Source organism: Pseudomonas sp. NFX183 (assembly GCF_047943075.1).
Classification (GTDB): domain Bacteria; phylum Pseudomonadota; class Gammaproteobacteria; order Pseudomonadales; family Pseudomonadaceae; genus Aquipseudomonas.
On record NZ_CP181333.1, the window covers coordinates 2,896,784 to 2,923,580 of the forward strand.

General features: G+C 59.2%; 23 protein-coding genes. 8 read left to right on the forward strand and 15 right to left on the reverse strand.

Annotation, left to right across the window (positions count from 1 at the left end):
- Positions 1 to 148 precede the first annotated feature (148 nt).
- The 5 genes from ACM530_RS13395 to ACM530_RS13415 form a co-directional block, all read right to left on the reverse strand.
- A complete protein-coding gene (locus ACM530_RS13395; RefSeq protein ID WP_416364935.1) occupies positions 149 to 559 on the reverse strand; it encodes a DUF6896 domain-containing protein in 411 nt (136 codons plus the stop codon).
- On the reverse strand, positions 556 to 5,175 hold the full coding sequence (locus tag ACM530_RS13400; RefSeq protein ID WP_416364936.1) for an RHS repeat-associated core domain-containing protein: 4,620 nt from the start codon (positions 5,173 to 5,175) through the stop codon (positions 556 to 558). Before ACM530_RS13400 ends, ACM530_RS13395 begins: the two co-directional genes overlap by 4 nt.
- Before the next feature lie 136 nt (positions 5,176 to 5,311).
- Positions 5,312 to 5,692, reverse strand: coding sequence for a MerR family transcriptional regulator (locus tag ACM530_RS13405; RefSeq protein WP_416364937.1), 381 nt, complete (start codon positions 5,690 to 5,692; stop codon positions 5,312 to 5,314).
- Positions 5,631 to 6,275 carry an NAD(P)H-dependent oxidoreductase gene (locus ACM530_RS13410; RefSeq protein WP_404485272.1) on the reverse strand — a complete coding sequence of 215 codons (645 nt, stop codon included), beginning with the start codon at positions 6,273 to 6,275 and terminating at the stop codon, positions 5,631 to 5,633. Before ACM530_RS13410 ends, ACM530_RS13405 begins: the two co-directional genes overlap by 62 nt.
- Positions 6,276 to 6,550: 275 nt before the next feature.
- Entirely contained in the window at positions 6,551 to 9,718 is a 3,168-nt protein-coding gene (locus tag ACM530_RS13415; RefSeq protein WP_416364938.1) for a hypothetical protein, read from the reverse strand.
- Between the two features lie 606 nt (positions 9,719 to 10,324).
- Here ACM530_RS13415 and ACM530_RS13420 point away from each other — a divergent pair.
- The 7 genes from ACM530_RS13420 to ACM530_RS13450 all read left to right on the forward strand — a co-directional run bounded on the left by ACM530_RS13420 (position 10,325) and on the right by ACM530_RS13450 (position 15,421).
- A complete protein-coding gene (locus ACM530_RS13420; RefSeq protein WP_145162716.1) occupies positions 10,325 to 10,906 on the forward strand; it encodes a YjfI family protein in 582 nt (193 codons plus the stop codon).
- A 17-nt stretch (positions 10,907 to 10,923) separates the two neighbouring features.
- Positions 10,924 to 11,622 (forward strand): PspA/IM30 family protein, encoded by a 699-nt coding sequence (locus ACM530_RS13425; protein WP_145162567.1) that lies wholly within the window; start codon positions 10,924 to 10,926, stop codon positions 11,620 to 11,622.
- A 57-nt stretch (positions 11,623 to 11,679) separates the two neighbouring features.
- Complete coding sequence (locus tag ACM530_RS13430) at positions 11,680 to 12,240, forward strand: rhomboid family intramembrane serine protease (RefSeq protein ID WP_416364939.1); 561 nt, start codon at positions 11,680 to 11,682, stop codon at positions 12,238 to 12,240.
- A 160-nt stretch (positions 12,241 to 12,400) separates the two neighbouring features.
- Positions 12,401 to 13,075, forward strand: a complete 675-nt coding sequence (locus tag ACM530_RS13435; RefSeq protein ID WP_416364940.1) for a DUF2491 family protein — start codon at positions 12,401 to 12,403, stop codon at positions 13,073 to 13,075.
- 15 nt (positions 13,076 to 13,090) lie between these two features.
- A complete protein-coding gene (locus ACM530_RS13440; protein ID WP_106580265.1) occupies positions 13,091 to 13,519 on the forward strand; it encodes a DUF350 domain-containing protein in 429 nt (142 codons plus the stop codon).
- 18 nt (positions 13,520 to 13,537) lie between these two features.
- A complete protein-coding gene (locus ACM530_RS13445; RefSeq protein ID WP_416364941.1) occupies positions 13,538 to 14,251 on the forward strand; it encodes a DUF1190 domain-containing protein in 714 nt (237 codons plus the stop codon).
- Between the two features lie 12 nt (positions 14,252 to 14,263).
- A complete protein-coding gene (locus ACM530_RS13450; RefSeq protein WP_416364942.1) occupies positions 14,264 to 15,421 on the forward strand; it encodes a glutathionylspermidine synthase family protein in 1,158 nt (385 codons plus the stop codon).
- A gap of 155 nt (positions 15,422 to 15,576) precedes the next feature.
- On the opposite strand, the gene ycaC is transcribed toward ACM530_RS13450, so the two are convergent.
- The gene (gene ycaC / locus ACM530_RS13455) at positions 15,577 to 16,209 is read right to left on the reverse strand and encodes an isochorismate family cysteine hydrolase YcaC (RefSeq protein WP_064454308.1); all 633 of its coding nucleotides are present in this window, start codon (positions 16,207 to 16,209) and stop codon (positions 15,577 to 15,579) included.
- Positions 16,210 to 16,659: 450 nt separating this feature from the next.
- Here ycaC and ACM530_RS13460 point away from each other — a divergent pair, with 450 nt between their 5' ends.
- Entirely contained in the window at positions 16,660 to 16,896 is a 237-nt protein-coding gene (locus ACM530_RS13460; RefSeq protein WP_416364943.1) for a DUF6124 family protein, read from the forward strand.
- Between the two features lie 301 nt (positions 16,897 to 17,197).
- Here ACM530_RS13460 and ACM530_RS13465 read toward each other — a convergent pair whose 3' ends face one another.
- From ACM530_RS13465 to ACM530_RS13505, 9 genes are all read right to left on the reverse strand, one after another.
- Entirely contained in the window at positions 17,198 to 17,968 is a 771-nt protein-coding gene (locus ACM530_RS13465) for a LexA family transcriptional regulator (RefSeq protein WP_242201764.1), read from the reverse strand.
- 215 nt (positions 17,969 to 18,183) lie between these two features.
- Entirely contained in the window at positions 18,184 to 18,711 is a 528-nt protein-coding gene (gene ppa, locus ACM530_RS13470) for an inorganic diphosphatase (RefSeq protein WP_003176323.1), read from the reverse strand.
- A gap of 93 nt (positions 18,712 to 18,804) precedes the next feature.
- The gene (locus ACM530_RS13475; protein WP_416364944.1) at positions 18,805 to 19,635 is read right to left on the reverse strand and encodes a zinc-dependent peptidase; all 831 of its coding nucleotides are present in this window, start codon (positions 19,633 to 19,635) and stop codon (positions 18,805 to 18,807) included.
- Between the two features lie 6 nt (positions 19,636 to 19,641).
- Positions 19,642 to 20,298 (reverse strand): DedA family protein, encoded by a 657-nt coding sequence (locus ACM530_RS13480; RefSeq protein WP_106579396.1) that lies wholly within the window; start codon positions 20,296 to 20,298, stop codon positions 19,642 to 19,644.
- A 437-nt stretch (positions 20,299 to 20,735) separates the two neighbouring features.
- Positions 20,736 to 21,194: a GNAT family N-acetyltransferase gene (locus ACM530_RS13485; protein ID WP_145162530.1), complete on the reverse strand. Its 459-nt coding sequence runs from the start codon at positions 21,192 to 21,194 to the stop codon at positions 20,736 to 20,738.
- A gap of 96 nt (positions 21,195 to 21,290) precedes the next feature.
- Positions 21,291 to 22,121 carry an ethanolamine ammonia-lyase subunit EutC gene (gene eutC / locus ACM530_RS13490; RefSeq protein WP_416364945.1) on the reverse strand — a complete coding sequence of 277 codons (831 nt, stop codon included), beginning with the start codon at positions 22,119 to 22,121 and terminating at the stop codon, positions 21,291 to 21,293.
- Entirely contained in the window at positions 22,118 to 23,512 is a 1,395-nt protein-coding gene (locus ACM530_RS13495; protein ID WP_416364946.1) for an ethanolamine ammonia-lyase subunit EutB, read from the reverse strand. Before ACM530_RS13495 ends, eutC begins: the two co-directional genes overlap by 4 nt.
- Before the next feature lie 53 nt (positions 23,513 to 23,565).
- On the reverse strand, positions 23,566 to 24,999 hold the full coding sequence (gene eat, locus ACM530_RS13500; protein WP_145162522.1) for an ethanolamine permease: 1,434 nt from the start codon (positions 24,997 to 24,999) through the stop codon (positions 23,566 to 23,568).
- 219 nt (positions 25,000 to 25,218) lie between these two features.
- A complete protein-coding gene (locus ACM530_RS13505; protein ID WP_369302435.1) occupies positions 25,219 to 26,739 on the reverse strand; it encodes an aldehyde dehydrogenase family protein in 1,521 nt (506 codons plus the stop codon).
- Between the last annotated feature and the right edge of the window lie 58 nt (positions 26,740 to 26,797).

A 26,797-nucleotide genomic window follows, 5' to 3' on the forward strand; every position in this document is an offset into this window, starting at 1 on the left:
TCGGCCGCGCAGCAGCCTCGAAACTGGCGGCGCGGTTTTGGTTTTCAAAGCGCGTCGCCCTTATTGGGGCTTCTGCGCAGCGCGAGCAAGCTCGCTCGCCACAGGTAAAGATCGAATGGTCTATTTAGAGGTAGTCTTTCAACACCTTTCAAGGCTGTATAAAGTATAAATTAGATGTGGAACCTTCGATTTTCTTGGCTTTTCCCTTTTTTAGGTACTCGTTGAATTCGCGTTCCAAGGATTCTTTGTCGGTGTATTTTTTGTATTTGCATGGTAACTCACATGCGTACATGTACAGCCGCCATGCGTCGAAGCCGTCGACTCTTCCGTCAGGGCCATAATCAAAGTCGATACATATTTCGGATAGGTAAACACAGCAACCAATTCCGTGCAGTTCGTAGGTTACATCACCATTAACCTTCCCGCACCGCGGGATTTTGTTGGTTCGCCACAGTCGGAGAATATTTTTAGTGCCGAATGAGCACTCAAGCAAATCAGTTGCCTTCTTTACGTGCTCTAAATACTCTGCGATCAAATTTTCAAGTGTATGAGCTTTCATCGTCTTGGCCTATTTAACCTATCCAGCCCAGCTGTATTTGACGCATCCACCACTTCCTTGGTGTTCTTAAACACGCTTTCGTGGCTTTCTATATTTTCAATCAGTTTTATGGTGACCATCGTATGTGTTCGTCTGGCGGCTGCAGCTCGATGGTGGCCGTCTATAATGTAGCGCCGTTCGTTATGCTCAAGCACTTCAATGGGTTGGTTAATATCGTATCCATTGCTTCGCATATTGCCAGAAATCTCCTCAACCTTTTTGGTTGAACGCTTCCCTTCAATGCTATGTGTCCGACTCAACGTTTCTGCATCAACTCCATGGATAAGAGGAGCGGAAGGGAGCCCTTCATCTACCCGGGTAATTTGGGCTGTATCGTCCGCACCTGTTTGGGGCTTGCAACCGTTCTCACCCGGGCAGCTATGCAAGCCCTGAGGGTCCACCCACCCCGTAGGGTTGGGCACGTACTGGTACGCGTTGATCCCACCCGCCAGCTTCACCGGGTCGGGCGTCAGGTAACGACCAATATCTGGATTGTAGTAGCGATGGCGGTTGTAGTGCAGCCCGCTTTCCGGGTCGAAGTATTGGCCTTGGAAGCGCAGTGGGTTGTCGATTTTTTCGATGTCTAGGCGACTGATCTGGCCGTAGGCGCGGTAGTGCGCGGCCCAGACGATTTCCCCGTCGGGGGCTGTGAGTTCCTGCGGGGTGCCGAGGTGGTCGAGTTGGTAGTGGAACGGCTGGGTATTTTTTGGACCAAAGCCCTCCAGCAGGACCAGCGGACGGAAACTGTCCGGCTCGTAGATATAACTGCGATGCCTGTCCGCGTGATGCTCCGCAACCAGCTTGTCGCCTTGCCAGAAAAACTCCGTCGTTAGGTCGTCGACGGTTTTGCTGATGCGCCGACCAAACGGGTCGTAGCAGTAGCTCGCGGTTTGGCCGTTGGGTTGAGTGATACCAATCAACCGATGCTGGCAGTCGTAGCGGTACTCGGTAACGAGTTGATGACCCTTACCGCGTCTTTGGCGGATCAGATTGCCGAACGCGTCATAGTCGTAATGATGATCGCCCTGAATCACCAACCGATTCCCCGCCACGATGTCCGGACCGGGGCGGTCCTGCATCAGCAGGTTGCCCGCCGGGTCGTGGCCAAAGCGCTCTTGCACGTCTTGCGAGTGATCCGCTCGAGTCAGGCGGGCGAGGGGGTCGTAGTGGTAGTGGTGTTCACCTTTGCGCGTATCGAGCAGGCGGGTCAGGTTGCCGGATTTGTCGTAGTCGTAGTGGCGACGGTAAAGATCATGGTTTTCTTGAGTTACCGCGTGGGCGTGGAGGCGGTGTTGCTCGTCGTAGTTGTAGTGGCTGAGCAGTTGGCCTTGTTGGCGCTGGCGTTCGCGACCGGTTTTGAACAGGTGGGACGTTAAGGTTTTGCCGTTCAGTTCGACGGTGGCGAGGTGGCCGCTTTTGTCGTGGTTGAAGGTGACGCGGTTGTTGTCCGGCAGGCGCAGGTTTTTCAGCTGGCCGCAGGCGTCGTAGCCGTAGCGTAAGGTGCCCCAGCCTTGGTGGTCGGCGATGAGGCGGTTTTGGCTGTCGTATTCGTAGGCTAACGCCCAGTGGCCGTCGTCGACGCTGAGGAGGTTGCCTTGGCGGTCGTAGGCGTAATCGACCACTCCACCGTCTGGGAGGGTTTTTCGTACAAGGCGGCCGGAAGGATCTCGCTCATAGCGGGTGACTAACTGACTGCCATCGTCGCCGTGCTCGGTTTTCTCCAGCAGGTTGCCGTTGAGGTCGTAGACGTAGGCCGTGCGCTGACCGTCAAAGCCGACTTCTTGCTGGATCAGCCCGTTGGGGTGGTAATCAAGCCGGTAGGTCTCGCCAACCTCGTTTTCTATCTCGGTCAGCAGCAGCCGGGCGTTGTCGTAGCGGTATTTAACCTGCGTGCCATCGGCATTGAGGCGGCGGCTGACCAGGTGCAAACCGTCGGCATATTCGTAGCGGGTGACATGCCCCAATTCGTCACGTTCGGAGGTGATTTTTCCGTAGGGGTTGTAGCTGAATTCTCGCGTCGCTCCATCGGGTTTGGTGAGTTTCAACAAGCGCCCTGCGGCGTCCCATTGATACTGCGTCAGCGCGCCATGCTCATCCTCGCGCGCAACTTGCCGCCCTAGATCGTCATAGCGATAACGCTTAACCCCACCATTCGGCAGCTGTTCCTCAACAAGCTGCCCACGCTCATTCCAAACCAGCCGATGACACCCGTTATCCGGATACCAAACCCCAATCAGTTGCCCATGTTTGTCGTAGGTGTAGTCCGTAATGTGGCCGTCAGGATCTGTCTGACGCGTAACATCGCCTTGGTCATTACGCTCGTATTTCCAAACCGCCTCACCCCGCCGTACAACCCTTACGAACCCGTTGTCATGCTCGTAGGAAGTCGGCTCATCGTCCCCCGGAAACAACGCCACCAAGCGTCCGGCTTCGTCGTACTGATACGCCGTCACCGCCCCCAGCGGATCCTGCTCAACCGTCAGCCGACCCTTGTCGTCGTAGGATTTGAAATGCTCAGCGCCGTCCGGATCAATCCGTTGCACCAGCCGCGCGCGCTGATCGTGGACATACACTTCCTGACTGCCATCAGCGTTGTGAACCGTGACTTTACCGTTGTCATCCCAGGCATACCGCGTGTCCATCTGCGAAAAACTGGCCCAATGCCGAACACATCGCGCGGCCTTGCCAGACCGTTCCCACGCCCAAAAGAAGCTCGCCCCACCGGCCAGCTGCCGCTCAAGAATGACGTGCTGATCGTCGTACCGATAAACCTCGCTTTCACCTACAGCATTGGTTGCCGAAACCAGTCGCCCAGCGTCGTCATAGGCGTAGGAAACGACGTTCTGCTCCGTCACCCACACATACGGCTCACGGCCTTTGGCGCGATGAACCTGATAGTCCACGGCCACAATGCGCCCGAGTTCGTAGCGCAAAAAAAGCGACCGACCCGCGCCGTTATCCAGCCGCTCAATGCGCCCCACGCGATCACGAGAAATCAGCAGCCGGTTGTCATACGCATCACTGATTGCTGTCAGCTGACCGTCGCGAAAGTGGTAAAACCGCGATGCCTGAGCCAGCAGCAACTCATCGGGCAGAGCACCCAAATAGATCGCCGCTTCCGCCAAGCTATTGGTAATCGCCGGACGAACAGCGGTAGGCAACGGAAACTCCGTACTGCGATTCTCATGATCCGTCCAAACCACCGAATCACCCGCAACCACCAACCGCTGCGCCAGCGCATGACTCCAGCCAAACCCCAACCCGCAATCCACTTCCACCGCACTGGTGCGGTACAACCGCGTCCACTCAAACGGCAAAATCCCGTCCAGCGCGCCATCGGTAAGGGTCAGCAATTCTTCGCCGGTGACCATCGACACCGGGCAGCCATTGGTGGCGGTTTTGTCGGCAGGCGCCGCCGCGTCTCCACGAGGGTTCTTCGCAGAGGCCGGCACATCATCCACATGCTCTTTCTGCTTCAGCACCGCGTTCTGCCGCGCGCGCCAGCGCATCTGCATCGTGCCTTGCTTCAGCCCACCGACAACCCCGCGAACCGCCACTGCTTTGTAGCGATCCACCGCCTGCATGAACTTGGTCAGAATCCCAAGCAGGCTGCGCACAAAGCCCACCGCCGCATCCAGTATCTGTGCGCCATACTTGACCAACCGCAAGCTCAGATACGCCACACCCGCCGCCGGCAGCGCGATCATCAGCACCGCGCCAATCACCAGGTCGATCAGCAGCGACACCGCAAACCCCGCTGCCGCCTCGGCCATCTCGCCCGGTGGCAACGCGTCCAACCACAGCATCGTCGTGCGCACCATCAGGTACAGCGCCGCCTCATCACTGGCCAGCAACATGGCCTTTTCCATGACCTGCGGCGCATCGGTGGCCAACTGCGCCAACTTGGCGGCCTCGGCACCCAGTTGCTCGCCGAACTTCATGGGGTCTGCAAGAATCGCCTGCACCAGCTTGATGCTGTCCCACACATCCCGGATCGCCGCCCAACTGCCCGCCAGAACGCCGCCGCCAATCGCGCTGGCTGTCGATTGTTGCCATGACGGTTTGAAGCCGTTCCATTGCCCGCGCAGCCATTGCTCCAGGTCTGCGGTCAGCCCGGCGTAGGAGGCAAACAACGCGTCTACCTGCTGCGTGGAGCCACCGCCCTGTACCCGCACCTGATAGCGCCCGCCGGCCACGCAGGTGTGGGAGCCTTTGCCATGTTCATCCAGCATGATCTGCGTGGAACTGCCGTCCTCCAGGCGGATAACCTCAACCGGGATTTTGCCGATCGGCACGTCGTACACCGATTCGAACTTGCTCTCGATCTTCAGCTCGCCACCCGCCGAGCAGCGCGCAACGGTGGAAAAATCCGCATCGGAAATGCTGAAGGAACGTTGCGAATCCCCCACCCGCAATACCCTGTCCATCCCCAGCAACGACGGCATGTCCGCTGCATGGCTGACCGAATCCAGCGCCCGCGCATACCAGGCGCCCACCTGCTGGCGATACTCATCCAGGCTCTGATGGAAGCCATTGAGCTCGTGTTCGATAAAGGCAATGTGGGCGGCGTGGGTCATCCGTGACGTCTCGGCAAAAGGGCAAGGCGTCGGAGCATGCCGCAGGAAAAAGCGCCTGGATGAACGGCTGGAAAAATCAGAAAGGGACTGCGCAGAGAACGAAAAGGTCGGTGTCAACTCAAGGCTGACGGCTACCTCAACTAGCGAAAATGCTTATTGACGGGCACTGCCCCTGCGCGTCCTTGAGCTGCGCTTCAAACGCCATCAACTCCGCCTGCATCTGCTGCAACCTGGCAATCTGCCCGGCCAGTTCGCGCTTCTTGCTGGCGATAGCCTGGTCTGCACGCTCCCAAGGCAAGGCATCGCCCTCGTGCCCGTGCAGAATTCCCTGCAACTCCTTGAGCTTGAACCCCAACTGCTGGGCGCACTTGATCAACGCCAGCAGCTCGACACTTTGCGCCGAATAGACCCGATAACGCCCCTCCCGCTGCGGCGCAGGCAACAGGCCTATCGCCTCATAGTGACGAATCGCCTTGATGGTCGTGCCCGACAGTTGCGCGGCTTTGCCGATGTACATGAAAACTCCCTTTTCCCATTAGTCCGCCAGCCTGAGTCAGCCACTTTGCCCGCTGCGCTGGCGTAGAGGCCAACAGCGGCCCGAACATCAACGTTTTGGTCGGCTTGATGCCGCAAAACGCCAGTGTGGTGCTGCGCACCTGATGAATGCCGGGCATGCGGTAGAACCAGCGGTAATACCACGGCGGCGTGTCCAGGGTCACCAACACGTGCGCGGTTCGGCCGAGCAGCAGCTTGTCAGGAAACGACTTGCCTTCGCGGTATTTAAAGGCAAAGCCGGGTAGGAAAATACGGTCGATGAACCCTTTCAATAACGCCGGAATACCGCCCCACCAGATCGGGAAAACGAATGCCAGATGGGTGGCCCAGAGGATGTCGGACTGGGCGCTGAGCAAGTCAGGTTCCAATGGTTGGATCTGTGTGTAGCCGTGGTGAAGCACGGGGTCGAAAGTGAGGTCGCCCAAGGGTAGGACGCGTACTGGGTGGCCGGCGATTTTTGCACTGTGGATGTAGGCATCGGCCAAGGCTGAGCAGAAGCTCGTGCCGCAAGGGTGGCCGAGGATGACCAGGATGCGCTGGGGCATAGGGTGATGTCCTGAAAAGGGAGCTTTCAGGGTAGGGTGTGCCGTATAGGGGAGAGTCAAGCGCCGGACCGTGCCGCGCCTCAAGGCGCTCAGTTAAGCGAACGCAATACTCAAAGCCGCGAAGATCAACTGTGGGAGCGGGCTTGCCCGCGAAGACGTCGGCCCAGCAAACAATGATGTTGACTGAACCAGCGCTTTCGCGGGCAAGCCCGTTCCCACAGGGATTTACGCTTGACTGAACAGCATGGGCTTGGCTGATAAATGCCTACGCAACATCAAGCCGTGTGCTTGCTCCCCGTTTCCATGTCCGTGCTGCCCCAAGGCCGCCAGTCGTCGGTGTGCCGTTCACTGCCATGCGGCCCGCTGGAGCTGGTGCCGCCTGCGAGGAATTTCTCCCACAGGTTTTTGCTGTCCGGGTCGCTGTCTTTGTGCAGGTAGGGCGCCAGTCGCGCCAGCGAGCTGCCTTTTTTGTCTTCGGTTTCCTGGAAGTGTTTCCACTCGTCCGACTGATACTCGAACATCGACTTGTCGTCCGGCGTGTCGCGGCCGCCGTACATGTAGGTGGCATAGCGCGCGTATTCGAGCTTGTCGCCCCAGTCGTCCTTGGTCACGCCGGCGTCGGCGAGGTCTTTGAAGAACTTGCCTTGGGAGTCGGTGAGTTTTTGCATTTTGGCATGCTCGACCGCCTCGGCAATCAGGGTGCCTGCGACCCCGAAGATCACACCCGCCACGGCGAAAACCGGACCCGCCACTCGCGCGCCGATGGCGAGCCCGCGTATGACCGTCGCGGCAACATCACCGGCCAGTTTGCCTGCCAGGTGAGCACCTTTGGGGGCGAACATCGCGATGGTATTGGCGATCGCCATACCCGTACCGGACGCACCTCCACCCAGCGTGAAGGCAGCGTCAGTTTTTTCCAGTGCGGTCTTGGCGTTTTTCAGTTTGCGCGCGCCGGAAACGATGTCCATCACGCCGCCGGTCAAGTCCAGGCCGGAGCCGCCCATAAACCGCAGGAACGAGCGCCCGGAGGCGATCGCAATTTCGGATTTGGACGCCGGCGTACCTTTGCCGGGGAGGTCCTTGACGCCCATGTGTTCGCCCAGGGTTTTGGCGGCGCTGTCGTACTCCTTAACCTCATCGGCCGACAGATTGCCTACGTCGAGTTTCTTGAGAGTGTCGGAAGCTTCCTTGACGCGGGTGCTGATGGATGCGGCCAGCGCGTCAGATTTTTCAGTGGTTTTCTTACCCCAGATGTCCGGGAGGTTCTCATCGATCAGCCCGAGCCATTCAGTGGCCTTGATTTTTGCCGGGCCTTTACCGTCTTTGTCCACGTCAGGTTCATAGGGTTTGGTGCCACCCAGGGTTTCCACAATGTTCGAACCGAACTTGAGGAAGTCGTTGGTGAAGCTCAAGCCGGCGACCAGGTCTTTCGCGGCGGCGATCTTCTGGTCGTCGGTCATGTTGCCGCCGCCATTGGCGAGCTGCAGCGCGCCGCTGACCAGGTTCATGGTGCCCGCCATGGCACTGAGCCCGCCGGTGGAGCTGGCGGTGTGCAGCACTGTCTTCAGGGAGCCAGCGGCCGCTTCGCGATTGGCGCCCAGGCCCTTCAATTGAGTGTCGACCACCTTGTCGATGGCTTTCGGGTCGCCGCTGGCAGCCGCGAGACGAATGGCCGCTGCGATCTGTTTGTTCTCTGCCGGTGTCAGCCCTTTGATATGGCCGTCGAGGATGTCGATCTCATCCTTCATCTTTTTGTACATGTCGTAGGCTTTGTCGCCCTTGTCCAGGCCACCCAGGGCGGCGTTGATACCGCCCTTGATCATCGTGAACGAGGCCTTCAGCCCACTTTCGGTATTTTCCGGCGAGACCTTGTCGGGGTTTTCCATGTAGGTGTTGAGCTGGTGCGTCATCATGTTCTGGTCGAACGTCTGTTTGCGCGCGGTGTAGCTGTCCGGTTCGAGAATGCGCAGCGACTCGAAATAGCGGTCTACATCCAACTCGGCCATTTCCGATTTCTTCGGATCACCCGAGTCATTCATCGCGATCACATATTCCTCGAAGTTCAAGTTGGCATCACGGGTGCCGTCTTTGAAGAGGGCCGGGAATACTTGTTCGCGCACTTCATTCAACCGATCTTGCGACAAACTACCGACACTTTTCTGTAGTTCTGCGTCGTAGCGATCCTTAATCCCTTCCTTGCCCATCAACGTGGAAATTTCTTTGGCGAGTTTGTCCTCGTCGACCATCTCTTTGACGTCTTTGCCGTTCAACTGCGTCGGCGTCTTATCCGTCTCACGGTAAGTGCCGCTGCCCAGGTTGATGCTCTCCGCGTAGCCGTACAGGTCGTAGCCGTTGTCCAGCGCGGCCTGGGCGTCCATCAGCTTGACGATCTTGGCCTCGTCCGAGTCTTCGGCCAGCTTGCCGCTCTTGATGTCATCGCGAATGCCCTGCACAAAGTTCTCGGCCGTCTGGCCGCCCACGGTCTTGTCGTTGGGCAACTCCATGTCCATCAGGCCTTCGGCACCGAAGGTCGGGATGTTGTATTTGTCGCGCAGGGCTTGCACGTCTTCGGGCTCATCGGGCGGCGCGGCCTTGTCGGTGTGCGTCGCGTCTTTGACGTGCATCAGGTCGCCTTTGAGGCTCGAATAGCCGTACTTGCCGAAATCCTGCAAGCGCCCGGCCTCGGTGCCATGGCGGGCTTCCTTGTCTTTGGTGAAACCGTCGATGCTGTCGTTGTCTTTATTCCTGGCGTCGACGCCAGTGAGCAAATGGCCGTTTTCATCGATGCTCACCACATGTTCCAGCACCTGGGTGGCGCGGTACGCGGCGTCGGCGTCGTTCTCGAAATCGCCCACTTGCTTCTTGAGGTTGTCCTTCACGTCGCTCTGGTTGCCGAGGTTTTTCAGCAGCGGTGTGGCGTCGATAATCTCCTTGGCCGAGCGCGTGTCACCGTCGGGGCGTTTCTGCTGGTCGCCCAAATCCGACTTCACCACCTCGCCGCGCAGGCTGGAATAGCCATACTTGCCGAAATCCTGAAGCCGGCCCGCCTCAGTGCCATGCCGCGCCTCGCCATCTTTGGTGAAGCCGTCGATGCTGTTGTTGCCCACATCCTTGCCATCGGTCAGCTTGCCGTCTTCGTCGATGTATTCGACATGCTCCAGCACTTTTGAGGCGCGATAGGCGGCGTCCGCGTCTTTCTCAAAATCGCCGACCTGCTTTTTGAGGTTGTCCTTCACCCCGCTTTGATTTCCGAGCTGGGCGAGCAGCGGCGTGTCATCAATAATCTGCTGGGCCGAGCGGGTATCACCTTCGGGGCGTTTCTGGCCTTTACCCAACTCGTACTTGGGTGCAGACGCTTTTTCGACGGATTTTTCCCAGGCAGCGACGGAGCTTTTTTGAGTGACCGCTGCGTCCTTTGGGGTCGTTTCTACCTTCGCTACCATGGTACTTCTCCTGATCTAATTATTACGCCTGCCACTTTTAAAACGCGCAGGGCCGCACAACTTCCCAGGTAACTTACCCGAGACGGTTTATTGAATAACGAGAGGGCGGTCTTAGTTGGTTGGCCGCTGGGCGTTGCTGCTGTGAAAGATGACGTGACGGAACTTAGCACGGACTTTTAGCCCATTCGCAAAGCCTTCACAACAATTCACAACGGCGAGGTTATTTCGGAACATTTATGGAGTAGGGCGGGTATTGGCAAGAGAGCCTGACGTTCAACGCGGGCTTATCGTAGAGCGCGGCAAGCTGGGTGGTGGTGCGCCGCTCCCGCTGAAGAACCGTTCATCAGATTTCAATGCCGGCAGAGAAATTCTTAAGCGGAGGGTACTTTTTGACAGGCACAACGAACCAGGAAAAATCTCACGCGTGAGCTATTGAGCATCGCCAACATTGCCTGTAGATTTTCTCACGCGTGAGTTTTTCACAACGAGGTCAGCACCATGAAAAGCAGCTCTCCATCGAGCCCGCCAGCAGGGCCCGATCCTGATTCAGCAAGCCGCAAGGGAGAGCGCTTGAAGTCGCCCGCGAAAAAACCATCGAGCTTTTACATGAAGCAGATGCGCGCGGGCCTGACGGCCGCCGGTTATGTGAAACACGAGACTTGGGTGCTTCCCGAAAACCGAAGCCTGCTCAAGCAAATGGAGAAACAGCTTCGCCAACCGATTCTGGCTGGCTCATTCATGTCGGAGAATTTCATGAGCGCAGGTACTAACTGGAATATCGATCGCCTCTTCACAGCGCTTCAGGCCTTGGATGAAGTGGTTTCCAACGACATTACGCTTTCTCTCGTTCAGGGCGCCGAGTCCAGCATCAAGCTGGAAATGAACGACTTCGGGGGCTTGCCGATTTACATCGCGGTGGTCGGCGAACAGATCATCGTGGACACCGTGCTGGTCGACGTCGAGTCCATCAATGACGTAACGGCATTCAATGACGCGGTGCTGCGCAGCCGCGAAATGTTCCCGCTTTCCTCGATCGGCATCGAGTCCATGCCTAACGGCCAAGTTGTTTACAACATGTTCGGTGCGCTGAGCTCCGACTCCAGCCTGACCAACATCGTGACCGAGGTGAAAACCCTGGTCGACAACGTGCAGCGCGCCAGCGAAGCCTTCGAACGTTTCTTCAATTAAGTATTCGGGAGTATCCAATGACTCAGTCCATCTGGAGCAAATTGTTCACCGCGCTGCGTGGCGGTGCCAGCGAAGTCGGCGAATCGATCGTCGACCAACAAGCCCTGCGCATCCTCGACCAGGAAATTCGCGACGCCGACACGGCGCTGGCCAACGCCAAGCGTGAGCTGGTGAGCATCATGGCCAAGCACAAACTGGCGACTGATCGCGTTGGCGAGTACGACGCCAAGATCAAGGACCTGGAGTCCAAGGCCATGGCCGCTATCCAGGCCAATCGTGAAGACCTGGCCATGGAAGTGGCCGAAGCCATTTCGACCCTGACCAACGAACGTGACGTCGAGCAAAAGCAGGCCACCGAGTTCGGCGGCTACGCCGACGGCATGCGCAAAGACATCACCAAAGCCGAAAGCCGGATCAAAAGCCTGCGCCAGCAAGTGGACATGGCCAAGGCGCGCGAAAGCGTACAGAAGGCCCAGGTCAGTGCGTCCATCGCCAGTGGTGGCGCCAACGGCAAGCTGGAAACCGCCGTCGGTACCCTGAATCGCTTGCAGGCCAAACAGCAGCAACGTGCCGCTGAACTGCAAGCTCAGGATGAACTGGCTGAGGCATCCACGGGCACCGACCTGGAGCGCAAGCTGCGCGACGCCGGTATTACGCCGGACACAGGCAGCGCCAATGCGATTCTGGAACGCCTGAAGCAAAAGTCGGCCGAGTAAGCCGCGCCGAAGCAAGAAGGGCAGGCGCTGCCCTTCTTTTTTTACATCGAGGTCAGGATGGATGCCCTGAAGGGTTTCAAGACAATCGCAGGCGTGGCGCTGTTGATGGTCGCGCTGCAACTGGTCAATGTGGCGACCGGTTACAGCCTCATGGCATTCGGCCTGATCCCGAGAACGGTGCAGGGGCTGCTCGGCATCCTCACCTCACCGTTTTTGCACGCGTCGTTTGCTCATCTGAGCGCAAACCTGATCGCCTTTTTGGTCCTGGGCACCTTGGTCATTGTCGAAGGAATCCATCGGTTCATTGCCGTCAGTGCGATCATTATTTTGCTGGGCGGTTCGCTGGTCTGGCTGTTCGGTTTCAGCGGCGTACATATCGGTGCCAGCGGCTGGGTATTCGGGCTCTGGGCCTACCTTTTGTCTCGCGCCTGGTTCCACCGAAGCTGGAGCAACCTGATAACGGCCGGTGTTGTAGCGGTGCTGTATGGTGGCCTGTTCGTGGGTTTCCTGCCTCGTCAGGGGATCTCGTTCGAGGGGCACTTCTTTGGCGCGTTCGCCGGGTTTATTGCAGCCAAGGTACTTCTATCCTCGCCGCGCAGCAGGTTTAATGCCGGGTGAACGCACTTGAGCCTCCACACGCCGAGGCGATCTTGTCATCCGCAATCAAATACCCAGGGAGTCAGGGGCCAAATGTCGATGTTTCTTTTGTTGCGCCTGCGCGCCGCCTCCCTCTTTCCCCGCTTCTGCATCGCCTCCGCTCGCCTCAAGGAAATCTCCAATGGGATGGTTTAAACAATTGATGGGGCTTGAGGCCCCGAAAGCGAATACAGCGTCGCAATGGACAGCCGGCAACACCCAGCCGGTCACCGGGCCACTGGGCCTGGCACCCGGCAAAGGCGTGATGTTCGACGTGAGCCTGAAATTGTTGCTCGATGAAAAAACCACGGTAGTGATCCCCGGCTCCCAGGAAATCTGGGCCAACGGCACCGTTGATCTCGGCCAGTCGACCTGGCTGTCGCGCTACTACATGAACGACGAAGATTACTGGCTGCAGGTGCACACCACCGGCGAGATCGCCGGGCAGGTCGAGTCGGTGATCCTGTTCAATTACCTCAGTGTCGTCACCATCAGCAGTGAAGCGGAACTGCGTCGACTGGCGGGGCCACAGAGCCTGATCGGGCTGCCGACCTACACCCACAACGGCGTGGAGTACACCCGAGTGTGGGGCAGCGAGGCAGGCCAGACAGAGCTGGTGGCGATGACCGAACAGGTTGTAAACCCCGAGGACGCCTACAGCGTCGAGCACCGCTCGATGCTGTACGCCCGCGACACCGGCCTGACTGATCGTCGCGAGTTTCTGCTGTTTTCCGTCGAAGAAGACGCAGAGGGCACCGTCAGCCTGAGTACGTCGCTGGGCATTTCGCTGTACACAACCGACCTGACTACGCTTTAAAAAAGGAAAACCCCCATGCTGGAAGCTCTCTCTATCTCCCTGAACAAAGCTGCTGTGTTTGGCTTTGTCACCTACATCCTCGGTGCGGCTGTGCTGTTCGCACTGTTCCAGTTCATCTACACCCGCATCACGCCGCACAAGGAGTTCGAACTGATCCGTGCGGGTAACGTGTCGGCTGCGGTCGCCTTGGGCGGCGCTATCATCGGTTTCGCCATTCCGGCCAGCAACGTGATTGCCTACTCGATCAGCCTCCTCGACTTCGTCGTCTGGGCGGTGATTGCCGCCGTCGTCCAACTGTTGGCGTTTCTGCTGACCAGCCTGGTGCTCAAAGGCACGTCCGAGCGCATCAAGAATGGCGAACTCGCCGCCGGCATCTACGTGGCCGCCGTGTCCATCAGCGTCGGCATGTTGAATGCCGCGTGCATGACGCCTACCCAGAACTGATCGCGCACGGAGCTCCCGATGAAACGAAGCAAGTATGTCCAGTTGTCGCTGGCAGCGTCGGTCGCGATGGCGATATCCGGCTGCGGGCCGACCGAAAAAAACTACGATTTGCAAAAGAAGTACAACTTCCAGTCGGTTCAGCAATGCGCCGATGAAAAGCTTCCAGTGGACGTGTGCTCGGACGCCTACATGACGGCCATGGCCGAGCATCGGCGCATTGCCCCGGTGTACGACAGCCAGGCCGATTGCGATGCCGACTTTGTCGCCAACTGGTGTCAGCAGGACTCCAACGGCAAGTTCATCCCCAAACTGGGCGGTTTCGAACTGACCGCTGCCGGCCAGGTGACGCAATCCCAGGTCGATGCGGCCAACGCGCAAGTCGGCGGTGCCCAAGCGAACAGTGGCGGCTCAGGCTTCTCCACCAGCAGTCTGCTGACGGGCCTATTGATCGGCAACATGCTCAGCAACAATCGCAACAGCTACCGCTCCGAACCGATGTACCGCTACCGCGATGATCGCGGCGATTACGGTTCTTCAACGCTCAACCAGCGGGTCTCGAATGGGGCGACATTCGGCCGGTCCAACCAGGCCAGGTACGGCAGCAGCAATTACACCAACACGCTGCGCTCCTCCAGCAAGCCGGTGTCCGTGGCGTCCTCGACCTCCCGTGGCGGCTTTGGCAGCAAAGCCAGCGCCCGCAGCGGCTGGGGCGGCGGCGGGTCGAGCAGTTAAGGAAACCGGGCCATGAAAAAGATCCACTGCGCAGAGCGTCATGACTGGAAACGGACCGCCGACAGCCTCGGCTTTCTGTTCCACACCATCGACGACGAACCCTACTGGGACGAAAGCGCCTACTACCAGTTCACGCTCAAGCAAATCGAGCGCGACCTCGAAGACCCGACCACCGAGATCCATGACATGTGCATGGACCTCGTGGCCCGCGTGGTGCAGAGCGAAGAGCTGTTGGAGCGCCTGAGCATTCCCGCGCCGTTCTTCGACATGATCCGAACCTCATGGCTCGAAGGCCACCCGCACCTGTACGGGCGCATGGACTTTTCCTACAACGGCAGCGGGCCCGCCAAGCTGCTCGAACTCAACTACGACACACCGACCAGCCTCTATGAAGCCGCGGCGTTTCAATGGGGCTGGCTGGAACAATGCATCGAACGCGGCCTGCTGCCCAAGCACGCTGACCAGTTCAACAGCATCGACACCAAACTGCATCAGGCCTTCGCCCAATTGCAGGTCAACCAGCCGTTCTACTTTGCCTCGATGAAAGACTCAGTCGAAGACAAAGGCACCACCGACTACCTGCGCCTGGTCGCGGAAAAGGTCGGCATTGAATCACGCCACATCGACATCGAAGACATCGGCCTGACCAGCGAAGGCCGTTTCGTCGACCTCGAAGATCGCTGGATCCCGCACCTGTTCAAACTGCACGCCTGGGAATTCATCTTCCACGAGCCCTTCGGCGCCGCGATTGCCCAGTGCGATACCCAGTTCTTCGAGCCCGCCTGGAAAGCCATCCTCTCCAACAAAGGCATCCTGCCGCTGCTGTGGGAATTCAACAAAGGCCACCCCAACCTGCTCGCGTCCCACCTGGATACCGACCCCGGCAAAGCCGTGCCAAAGGGCTGGGTGCGCAAGCCGTTCTTCTCCCGCGAAGGCGCCAACATTGAACTGCACACCGCCGACGGCCTGATCGTAAAAGAAGACGGCCCCTACACGGATGCGCCGTTTATCCTCCAGGAGTTTGCGCCGCTGCCGCGCTTTGGTGACAGCTACACGCTGATCGGCTCCTGGGTGATCGGCGATCAAGCCGCCGGCATCGGCGTGCGCGAAGACAACAGTTTGATCACCAAGGACTCAAGCCGGTTTCTCCCGCACCTGATCCTCGACTGACCGCGCGGGCTTGCCCCAATACTCAAAGCAGCAAAGAACAAATGTGAGAGCGGGCTTGCCCGCGAAGACGGTGTATCAGTCACCGAATATATCGACTGATTCACCGCCATCGCGGGCAAGCCCGCTCCCACAGTTTTTTGAGGGGGCTCTCAACCTCAGCCCTGACGCGCCGTCACCGCCGCATACCCATTCATCAAATTCCGATAGTTAGGAATCCGCTGAGACAACAAATTCCCCAACCCTTCCATGTCATTGCGCCAGTCGCCCTGCAACTCACACGCCACCGAAAACCAATTCATCAACTGCGCACCGGCCTGCGTCATCCGGCTCCACGCCGCCTGCTGCACCGTGGTATTAAACGTGCCCGACGCATCCGTCACCACAAACACCTCAAACCCTTCTGCCAGCGCCGACAACGTCGGGAACGCCACGCACACATCCGTCACCACACCCGCAATGATGATCTGCTTGCGCCCAGTCGCCTTGACCGCCTTAACGAAATCCTCGTTATCCCACGCATTAATCTGACCCGGGCGAGCGATATACGGCGCCTCCGGGAACATCTCCTTCAACTCCGGCACCAACGGGCCGTTAGGGCCTTGCTCGAAACTGGTGGTGAGGATCGTCGGCAAGTTGAAGAACTTGGCCAGGTCGGCCAGGGCCAGCACGTTGTTCTTGAACTCGTTGGGGGAGAAGTCCTGCACCAGCGAGATCAGACCGGTTTGGTGGTCGACCAGCAGAACTACGGCGTCGTCTTTGTTCAAGCGGCTGAGGGTTGGAGTGCTCATGGTTGAAATCCTTTTTTGGTTGGGTTGGTTGGCGTTGCGTTCAACATGGGCACAGATTAATGGGTGGGGCGTGGGGGATAAATCGGGTGGGGTGAGTCTTACTGTCAACTCAAAGGTGACAGTGGTTGAAGAGCCAGCAGTACCGGTCCCTTTCATTTGCAGGACGTTTCCTAGAGAATCCGAGCGGATTGCGCCAGCAAAATCCCGCGACTAGGCTGCGCACCGTCACTGCCTATTCAGTGATCGGGTTTAGTCGCCCGGACTTCGCTAGGCGCACGCGCCATCCCAAAGCCAGGTGTCTCCTCATCTGCACTTTATGGTGGCTGTGCGCAGGGCACCTTCGGGTGCGCCGGTGCCTAGCGGCCGGTCGACTAACCTGCGTACAGCCGCCACCTCTGCTCGTTTAGTCGCGAAAGGACGGTGGTAATTACTTACCGCTAGAGGTTTTCTATGGATAACGTTGTTTCGGATTCGCTGTTATCGGCTGTGACTAAGCCATTCACTGTTAATGAAGAGCTGAGCTTTGAGGATGCCTGGGTGCGAGTGGCGGAGTTGCTGCAATGTGCGGTGGCTACGTCGCAGGCGCTGGGTAAACCGCTGGACGCGCCGCATCGGGCGGTGATGCATTTGGTGGAGATGGCGAAGATGGTGGCGGATCGGGCTGTGGAGTGTATGCAGCCTAAATAACGCGACTGAGGTGAGGGCGAGGCGATTAGCGGCCTGCTTTTGCTTATCCAATAGTCCAACAACGGTTGGACTATTGGTCTGTGGTTCTTACAGGCATTAAAAAGCCGGCTTGTGGCCGGCTTCTCGGGGACTGCCTCAGCTTGTTTTTGACAAACCTCACCAGCCTTCAAATCGCTCAGCCCACATCACGTCTGGCTGAATAGTAAGGGCATCCGCGGGAACTCCTCCGCATCGCCAGGCAGGATGGATAGCGCAAAGCCACCCCCTGCCAAATGTGCGGCGGATGATACCCACATTCACCTCAAATGCCTACCTCCGGGTCCGATTTAGAGCCTTCCCAGCCCAGCAGGTGTTCGTCCAGCGGCACCGGTCGGCGGTTGTTGAGGGTGGACCACCAGAACACCCAGCCCACGATCTGAAAGTTCTGTTCAAAGCGCTGCTCGTGGGTGAGGTATTCGTCCGGGTGTTCGCTGGCGTTGTGGCTGCGCATGCGCAGGCCGCCGCCGGGGCGGTTGTAGAGGTATTTGATGCGCAGCATGCCGTCGTGTTCGACGGCGTAGATTTCGCCGTCGGTGATTTGGCTGCGGCCGCGGTCGATGGCGAGGGTGGCGCCTTGCTGGATGATGTCGATCATGCTGTTGTCGACCATGTAGGCGCCTATGGCGCGGTCGGGGTTTACGTTGAGGGTTTCCAGAGTATGCAGGGAGACGCGGATGCGTTCGCTTGAGGTGAAGGTGGGGTGGAGGGCGATCTCCACGTCGATTTTTTCCGGGAGGCAGGCGGGGCCTGTGAGGTATTTGCCGCTTTCTTCGCGGGTGGGCAGTCCTTTGGTGGTGCCGGGGCCTTCCAGCAGGAAGTTGGCCGGTGGGTGTTTGAGGCCTTCGCCGGTGCGTAGCCAACGGCTGGAGACGCAGAGCAGTTCTGCGATCTCGTTGAGTCGGCCCATGGGCACGCCGCGTTTGAACCAGTTGTTCACGTGTTGAGGCGTGACGCCGCGGTTCTTGGCGAAGTCGGAGGCGGAAAGATGAACTTCCCGTAATAACGCTTTTAGTCGATCACCTGATGTATTCATAAACGCAGAGTTTACTGGCCGGAAAAAGACATCAAATAAACTATGCGTTGAATTGCGCGTGTAGGGATTTACTTAGTTGTAGGTCGATATGTCAGTGTCTTAACGCTGTTAAACATTGCGCATTAAACATTGCACTTGGAGTTTAATTTTTCCCACAAAAAAAGCCCCGAATAGTCGGGGCTTTTTTTGATTGCCTAGGCAATGAGGAGCGGGTATCAGCCTTTGTAGGCAGCCACCGACTTCATGATCTCGGCGCGGGCGGCGTCTGCGTTGCCCCAACCGTCGATCTTCACCCATTTGCCTTTTTCGAGGTCTTTGTAGTTCTCGAAGAAGTGCTTGATCTGTTCCAGCAGCAGTGGCGGCAGGTCAGTGTATTCCTTCACGTCCACGTACAGCTGGGACAGCTTGTCGTGTGGCACTGCGATAACTTTGGCATCGCCGCCGCCGTCGTCGGTCATGTTCAGGATGCCGACTGGGCGCGCGCGGATAACCGAGCCTGGGGTAACCGGGTAAGGGGTCACAACCAGCACGTCGAGGGGGTCACCGTCGTCAGCCAGGGTGTTGGGGATGAAACCGTAGTTGGCCGGGTAGAACATTGGGGTGGCCATGAAACGGTCAACGAACAGGCAGTCGCTGTCTTTGTCGATTTCGTATTTGATCGGCGCGTGGTTGGCCGGAATTTCGATGGCGACGTAGATGTCGTTCGGCAGGTCTTTGCCAGCCGGAATCTTGCTGTAGCTCATTGGGCGATGCCCCCTTAGTTGGCCATGGAACATGGCCGGATTGGCCTAAAAGTGGCGGCGATTATAGGCATATTCTGACGCCGATGCCATGCGTCAGACGTCGTACGGCGCGTGGCGTTCCGTCTGATAGCGCGCGTCGCTGGCTTGCAGTTGGTGCAGGCGGGCCAGGGGATCCTGGCGATAGAAGCGGCTCAGTTGCGCGTACACCTGTGGATAAGTGCTGACCAGTAAATCCGGGGCGCTGAAAAAATATTCGCTGGTGACGGCAAAGAACTCCGCCGGGTTTTCGGCGGCATAGGGGTCGATCGCGGTGTCGGCGTCCGGGTTGGCGTCGAGTTGGCGATTGAGGTCATCAAAGGCGCTTTGCATCACGCTGGCCCAGTCCTGCACGCGCATGTCGTGATGCAGCGGCGGCAGGCCGTTGGCGTCGCCGTTGAGCATGTCGAGTTTGTGCGCCAGCTCGTGGATCACCAGGTTGTAGCCTTCCCACTGGCCGCTGGCCAACACGCCGGGCCAGGCGAGAATCACCGGGCCTTGCTGCCAGGCTTCACCGCTGTGTTCGCCGTCCCACTCGTGTTCGACGCCGCTGGCATCGCGATGGCGTTGCGGGCTGACGAAGTCGTCGGGGTACAGCACGATTTCGTGGAAGCCCTGGTACCAGTCGAGGTCGCCCAGGTTCATCAACGGCAATTGCGCCTGGGCGGCGAGCAGCTGGCGCTGTTCCTGGTGCAGCTCGACGCCGGGCAGGGCGGTGAGGTGTTTTTCGGCGAGGAAGACTACGCAGGCTTCGCGCAGCCACTGGTCTTGCTCGGCGCTGATGCCGTCGAGAAAGCTCAGGTGGTGGCGCACCCGTTGCCAGGTGTCATCGGCAATCGGGTGCTTGGCCAGCAGGCGCCGGCGACGCCAGGCGCTGAGGGACCACATCGCCGGTTACTGCGGTTTGGCTTCGGAGGACGAGCGGCCAAAGCGGCTGCGGAACACACCGATGATCATCGGGATCAGCGACAGCAGGATGATAAACACCACCAGCAGCGACAGGTTCTTCTTGATGAACGGCACATTGCCGAAGAAGTAACCCAGGGTCACCAGGCCGCCGACCCACAGCACGGTGCCGAACACGCTGAACCCGAAGAAGCGCGGGTAAGGCATTTTGGCGATGCCGGCGACGAAGGGTGCGAAGGTGCGCAGGATCGGCAGGAAACGCGCCAGGGTCACGGTTTTGCCGCCGTGCTTGTCGTAGAACTCGTGGGTTTTTTGCAGGTAGTCGCGGCGGAAGATTTTCGAGTTCGGGTTGCTGAACAAGCGTTCGCCCACTGTTCGCCCGATCACGTAGTTGGTGCTGTCACCCAGGATGGCCGCCAGCATCAGCAAGCCGCCCAACAGGATCGGGTCCATGCCGCCGCCTGCCGCGATAGCGCCAGCGATGAACAGCAAGGAATCACCGGGCAGGAATGGCATGACCACCAAGCCTGTTTCGCAAAAGATAACCAGGAACAGAATGGCGTAGATCCACACTCCGTAGTTTCTCACCAGCATGTCGAGGTACACGTCGAGATGCAGGATAAGGTCGAGCGGGTTGAAATCCATGGATGGCACCTGTGTGAATGGCCCGGCTCAGCAGGCCAGTGCGGGGTCTACGGGTAAGTAAGGCTACAAGTGTATGCCGTATTTCTTACAACCCTGAAAGGTCCGCATTATACGTATTGAGAGGTGAAAAGCGTGTGGGTTTTGTAGCGGGGCGTGTCGTGGGTATGTCCGATCTACATTGATTCAAATATGGGAACGGGTCTTATGTGGTGAGCTGACTGAGTGTGGCCAGCGGGCTTGCTGTGGCGAGCGGGCTTGCCCCGCGTTGGGCTGCGAAGCAGCCCCCGAGAAGTTCTGCATTCCTTCAGTCATAACTCGGCGCTTGGTTTTGGGGCTGCTGCACAGCCCAACGCGGGGCAAGCCCGCTCGCCACACTCAGCCCGCTCGCCACTGTAAGGCCGTTCACCACAAGGGGAAGCCGAAGCCATTCGGCGTTATCAGTTTTCGCTGATCGGCAACACGTAGTTCTTGAACTCCGTATCTTCGCGAAAGCCGATCGACTCATAAGTCTTCTGCGCCACCTCGTTATCACTGCTGGTCGACACCCGCAGCCGCACCGCCTGGGTTTCCTTGGCCATTTTCTTGGCCGTGCGCATCAGGTTGTCCGCCACCAATTGCCGGCGCGCATCTTCGGCCACATAGATATCGTTGAGGATCCACACGCGTTTAAGCGACAGCGACGAAAAGCTCGGGTAAAGCTGACAAAAGCCCAGCAACCGCTTGTCATCATCGTCGGCCAGGGCCAGGTAGATCACCGACTCCTTGCGGCGCAGGCGTTTTTCCAGAAACGCCCGCGATGAATCCGGAAACGGCAGCGCGCCATAGAACTCGCGGTATTTGACGAACAACGGGGTCAACAGGTCCAAGTGTTCCAGGGTCGCTTGAGTAATCCGCATGCCAGGCCTCAACTTCCAAAGGGGGGATGACCACACAAGCGGCCGTGACCGGATGCTGCCTAATGGCGCGAAAAAGCGCAATCGTGCGGCTATCGTTCATTCCGGCGGGCTGAGCAGGAAATTGCCTTTCATCAGGTCAGGATCATCCGACTCGATGGTCTGTACCTGTGCCTCGTCCTTGAGGTTGACCCCCGACAGCTGCCGGCGACACGCCTCTTTCATCAAGTAAAGCAGGCGATGCGCGGCCATGCCGTAGCTCAGGCCTTCCAGGCGCACGTTGGAAATGCAGTTGCGATACGCATCGGTGAGCCCGACCTTGGGGTTGTAGGTGAAATACAGCCCGAGGCTGTCCGGCGAGCTGAGCCCCGGCCGCTCGCCGATCAGAATCACCACCATCTTGGCGCCCAGCAATTGGCCAATTTCATCGGCCACCGCCACGCGGCCCTGTTCCACCAGGATGACTGGCGACAAGGACCACCCTTCGGCGTGAGTCTGTTCTTCCATGCGTGTCAGAAACGGCAGCGTGTGTTTATGCACGGCCAGCGCCGACAGCCCATCGGCCACCACCACGGCCAGGTCCACACCGCCAGGGTTCGCGGCGGCGTAGTCGCGCAAGCTCTGCGCAGACTCATCACTGAGGCGTCGCCCCAGGTCCGGGCGTTGCAAATACATATGTCGGTCAACGGCGGCACTGTGCAGCAACAGGCTGTCACGGCCGCGCTCGGCCATTTGGCTGCTCAGGCCTTGATGGTCAAAAGGCAGGTGCACCGCATCGCGCGCCTGGGCGTGGGCGAATTGGAAGTCCAGCTGCGCGCTGGTGGGAATGCTGGTGCCGGTGCGGCCCAGGGCGATGCGCGCCGGGGTCAGGCGGCGCAGTTCCAGCCACGGGTTATCAGGCAGTTCTACTTGCACAGGCAGCTCCTTCATCCCAATTGCTTCAAGGCGTGGCGAAATGCCGGTGGCAGGCTGTTGCCGAAGTGCACCTTGCCGTCGGCTTGCGTGAAGATGCCCATCTTGGCCAGCCACTGTTCAAACTCCGGCGCTGGTTTTAAACCCAATGTTTGCCGGGCGTACAACGCGTCGTGAAACGAGGTGGTCTGGTAGTTGAGCATGATGTCGTCGGAGCCGGGGATGCCCATGATGAAGTTGATCCCGGCCACGCCCAACAGGGTCAGCAGGGTGTCCATGTCATCCTGGTCGGCTTCGGCGTGGTTGGTGTAGCAGATGTCGCACCCCATCGGCACGCCGAGCAGCTTGCCGCAGAAGTGGTCTTCAAGGCCGGCGCGGATGATCTGCTTGCCGTTGTACAGGTACTCGGGGCCGATAAAACCTACAACGGTGTTGACCAAAAACGGCTTGAAATGCCGCGCAACGGCGTAGGCGCGGGTTTCGCAGGTTTGCTGGTCGACGCCAAAGTGCGCGTTGGCCGACAAGGCGCTGCCCTGGCCGGTTTCGAAGTACATCAGGTTCTGGCCCAAGGTGCCGCGGTTCAGGCTCAAGCCCGCTTCGTAACCTTCCTGCAGCACGCTCAGGCTGATGCCGAAACTGGCGTTGGCCGCTTCGGTGCCGGCAATCGACTGAAACACCAGGTCCAGCGGTACACCTCGGTTGATGGCCTCGATGGACGTGGTCACGTGGGTCAGCACACACGCCTGGGTGGGGATTTCGTAGCGCTGGATGATCGCATCGAGCATCTCAAGCATGGCGCAGATCGAGGCGATGCTGTCGGTGGCCGGGTTGATGCCGATCATGGCGTCGCCGTTGCCATAAAGCAGGCCGTCGAGAATGCTCGCGGCGATGCCCGCCGGCTCATCCGTCGGGTGGTTGGGCTGCAGGCGCGTCGACAGGCGCCCGCGCAGGCCCATGGTGCCGCGAAACTGGGTGACCACGCGGATCTTCTGCGCAACCAGCACCAGGTCCTGCACGCGCATGACCTTGGAGACGGCGGCGGCCATTTCCGGTGTCAGCCCCGGTGCCAATGCGCGTAGGGCCTGTTCGTCGGCCGCGTCACTGAGCAGCCAGTCGCGCAGGCCGCCGATGGTTAGGTGGCTGACCACGCTAAACGCCTGTTTATCGTGGGTGTCGATGATCAGCCGGGTGACTTCGTCGCTTTCGTAGGGGATCAGCACTTCTTCAAGGAAGTGTTTCAGCGGGATGTTCGCCAGCGCCATCTGCGCGGCCACGCGTTCGCCGTCGTTCTGCGCGGCCACGCCGGCCAGGAAGTCCCCGGAACGCGCCGGGCTGGCCTTGGCCATCACGTCCTTGAGGCTGTCGAAGCGGTAGGTCTGTGCACCCACCGCGTGGGAAAAGCTTGCCATACAGTGTCTCCTTGGCGACGCGGGCCAGTTGCCCGCGTCGAGGTTTACGGCATTCAGTGCAAGGCGGCCTCTGCGGCCTGGATCGCGGCGAATTCTTCTTCGGGCGTGCCTGCTACCAAGTGATGCCGGCTGTAGAAAGCAAAGTAAGCAATTAATACTCCATAGATGATCGCGGCGCCAATCACCACCCGCGGATCCACCAGAAAGCCCGCCACTACGGCCACGCAGGCCAGTACCAGCGCGACACCAGAGGTGAAAATGCCGCCCGGCGTGCGGTACGGGCGATCCATTTTGGGGCGGCGGATGCGCAGGGTGATGTGCGCGGCCATCATCAGTACGTAGGAAATGGTCGCGCCAAACACCGCCACCAGAATCAGCAAATCACCCTGGCCGGTCAGCGACAGGCCAAAACCGATGATGCCCGGGATCACCAGCGCCAGCACCGGCGCCTTGCTTTTGTTGGTCTGCGACAGTTTGCGCGGCAAGTAACCGGCGCGGGACAAGGCGAAGATCTGCCGGGAATACGCGTAGATGATCGAGAAAAAGCTCGCGATCAGCCCGGCCAGGCCGACCAGGTTGACGAAGCTGCCCATCCAGGTCGAACCGCCGTAGGACAGTGCCAGCGCCTCAACCAATGGGTTGCCCGACTTGATCAACGCGTAAGTGCCGGCGCCGCCGGGGGCGATGACCAGAATCAACAGGGCAAAACTGGTCAGCACCACAATGGCGCCTATCAAGCCACGAGGCAGGTCACGCTTGGGGTTCTTGGTTTCTTCGGCAGCCAACGGCACGCCTTCGACGGCGAGGAAAAACCAGATTGCATAGGGAATCGCCGCCCATACGCCGACGTAGCCGAACGGCAAGAACGTGCTGGCGCCTTTGGCCTCGGTCACCGGGATGTCCAGCAGGTTCGCAACGTTGAAGTGCGGCACCATCGACACCAGGAACACGCCCAAGGCAATCGCCGCAACGGCGGTAATCACAAACATCAGCTTCAAGGCTTCGCCCACGCCGAAGATGTGGATGCCGATAAAGATGATGTAGAAGGCCAGGTAAATCATCCAGCCGCCAATGCCGAACAGCGACTCGCAATAAGCGCCGATAAACACCGCGATGGCGGCGGGGGCGATGGCGTATTCGATCAGGATCGCAGTGCCGGTGAGGAAGCCGCCCCAGGGGCCGAAGGCGCTGCGGGCAAAGCCGTAGCCGCCGCCGGCGGTGGGGATCATGGAAGACAGTTCGGCCAGGGAGAAGCACATGCACAGGTACATGGTGGCCATCAGCAAGGTGGCGAGGAACATGCCGCCCCAGCCACCTTGGGCCAGGCCGAAGTTCCAACCGGCGTAGTCGCCGGAGATCACATAGGCAACGCCAAGGCCGACCAAGAGCACCCAGCCGGCGGCGCCTTTTTTCAGTTCGCGTTGTTGGAAGTAGTCGGTGCCGACTTTTTCGAAGTCGACGGAAGAGCCAGTAGGTTCGCTAGGCATGGGAAAGTACCGTCCATTCTTATTGTTTTTAACTCGGCCTCTTTGTGCCGAATGCGAGTTGCGAGTACTTGCGAAGAGCTAATGTGGGCGCTGGCTTGCCTGCGAAAGCAGTGTGTCAGCCACCACACGCTTAGTTGATACACCGCCATCGCAGGCAAGCCAGCTCCCACACTTGATTGCATTTCAAGTTGAGAACTGGTCGCCTGTTACAGGTTTAAGTTAGAAGAAACCCAACGGATTAATGTCGTAGCTCACCAGCAAGTTCTTGGTCTGCTGGTAGTGATCCAACATCATCTTGTGCGTCTCACGGCCCACACCGGACTTCTTGTAACCGCCGAACGCGGCGTGCGCCGGGTACAGGTGGTAGCAGTTGGTCCACACGCGGCCGGCCTTGATCGCGCGGCCCATGCGGTAGGCGCGGTTGATGTCGCGGGTCCACACACCGGCGCCCAGGCCGAACTCGGTGTCGTTGGCAATTGCCAGGGCTTCGGCTTCGTCCTTGAACGTGGTGATGCTCACCACCGGGCCGAAGATTTCTTCCTGGAACACGCGCATTTCATTGGTGCCCTTGAGCAGGGTCGGCTGGATGTAATACCCGCCGGCCATGTCGCCGCTGAGCTGCTCGACCTTGCCGCCGGTGAGCAGCTGCGCGCCTTCGCCCTTGGCGATTTCCAGGTAGGACAGGATTTTGTCGAACTGCTGCTCGGACGCCTGGGCGCCGACCATGGTGTCGGTGTCCAGCGGGTCGCCGCGTTTGATCTGCTCGATCTTCTTCATCACCACTTTCATGAAGTCGTCGTAGATCGACTCTTCCACCAGCGCGCGCGATGGGCAGGTGCACACCTCGCCCTGGTTGAAGAACGCCAGCACCAGGCCTTCGGCGGCCTTTTCGATGAACGACGGTTCGGCTTTCATGATGTCGGCGAAGAAGATGTTCGGCGACTTGCCGCCCAGCTCAACGGTGGACGGAATAATGTTCTCGGCCGCCGCGTGCATGATGTGCGAGCCCACCGGTGTGGAGCCGGTAAAGGCGATCTTGGCGATGCGCTTGCTGGTGGCCAGGGCTTCGCCGGCTTCTTTGCCGTAACCGTGCACCACGTTCAGCACGCCTGGCGGCAGCAGGTCGCCGATCAGCTCCATCAGCACGTTGATGCCCAGCGGCGTTTGCTCGGCGGGCTTGAGCACCACGCAGTTACCGGCGGCCAGGGCCGGGGCGAGTTTCCACGCGGCCATCAGCAGCGGGAAGTTCCACGGGATGATCTGGCCGACCACGCCCAGCGGCTCGTGGAAGTGATACGAGGCGGTCAGTTCGTTGATTTCGGCGCTGGTGCCTTCCTGCGCGCGGATGCAGCCGGCGAAGTAGCGGAAGTGGTCGGCCGCCAGTGGGATGTCGGCGTTGAGGGTTTCACGCACGGCTTTGCCGTTGTCCCAGGTTTCGGTGATGGCCAGCAGTTCGAGGTTCTGTTCGATGCGGTCGGCGATTTTCAGCAGCACCAGCGAGCGGTCCTGAGCCGAGGTCTTGCCCCAGGCATCTGCGGCGGCGTGGGCGGCGTCGAGGGCTTTGTCGATGTCTTTGGCCGTGGAGCGCGGGAAGTCGGCGATAGGCTTGCCGTTGACCGGCGAGGTGTTGGTGAAGTAGTTGCCATCCACCGGCGCGACGAATTCGCCGCCGATGTAGTTACCGTACTTGGCCTTGAACGAAACGATCGCGCCTTCAGTACCGGGATGTGCATAACGCATGGTGGGTATCTCCTGACTTTTATGTTTATTGGAGTTCAGCGGTGTTGCGCTTGATAAA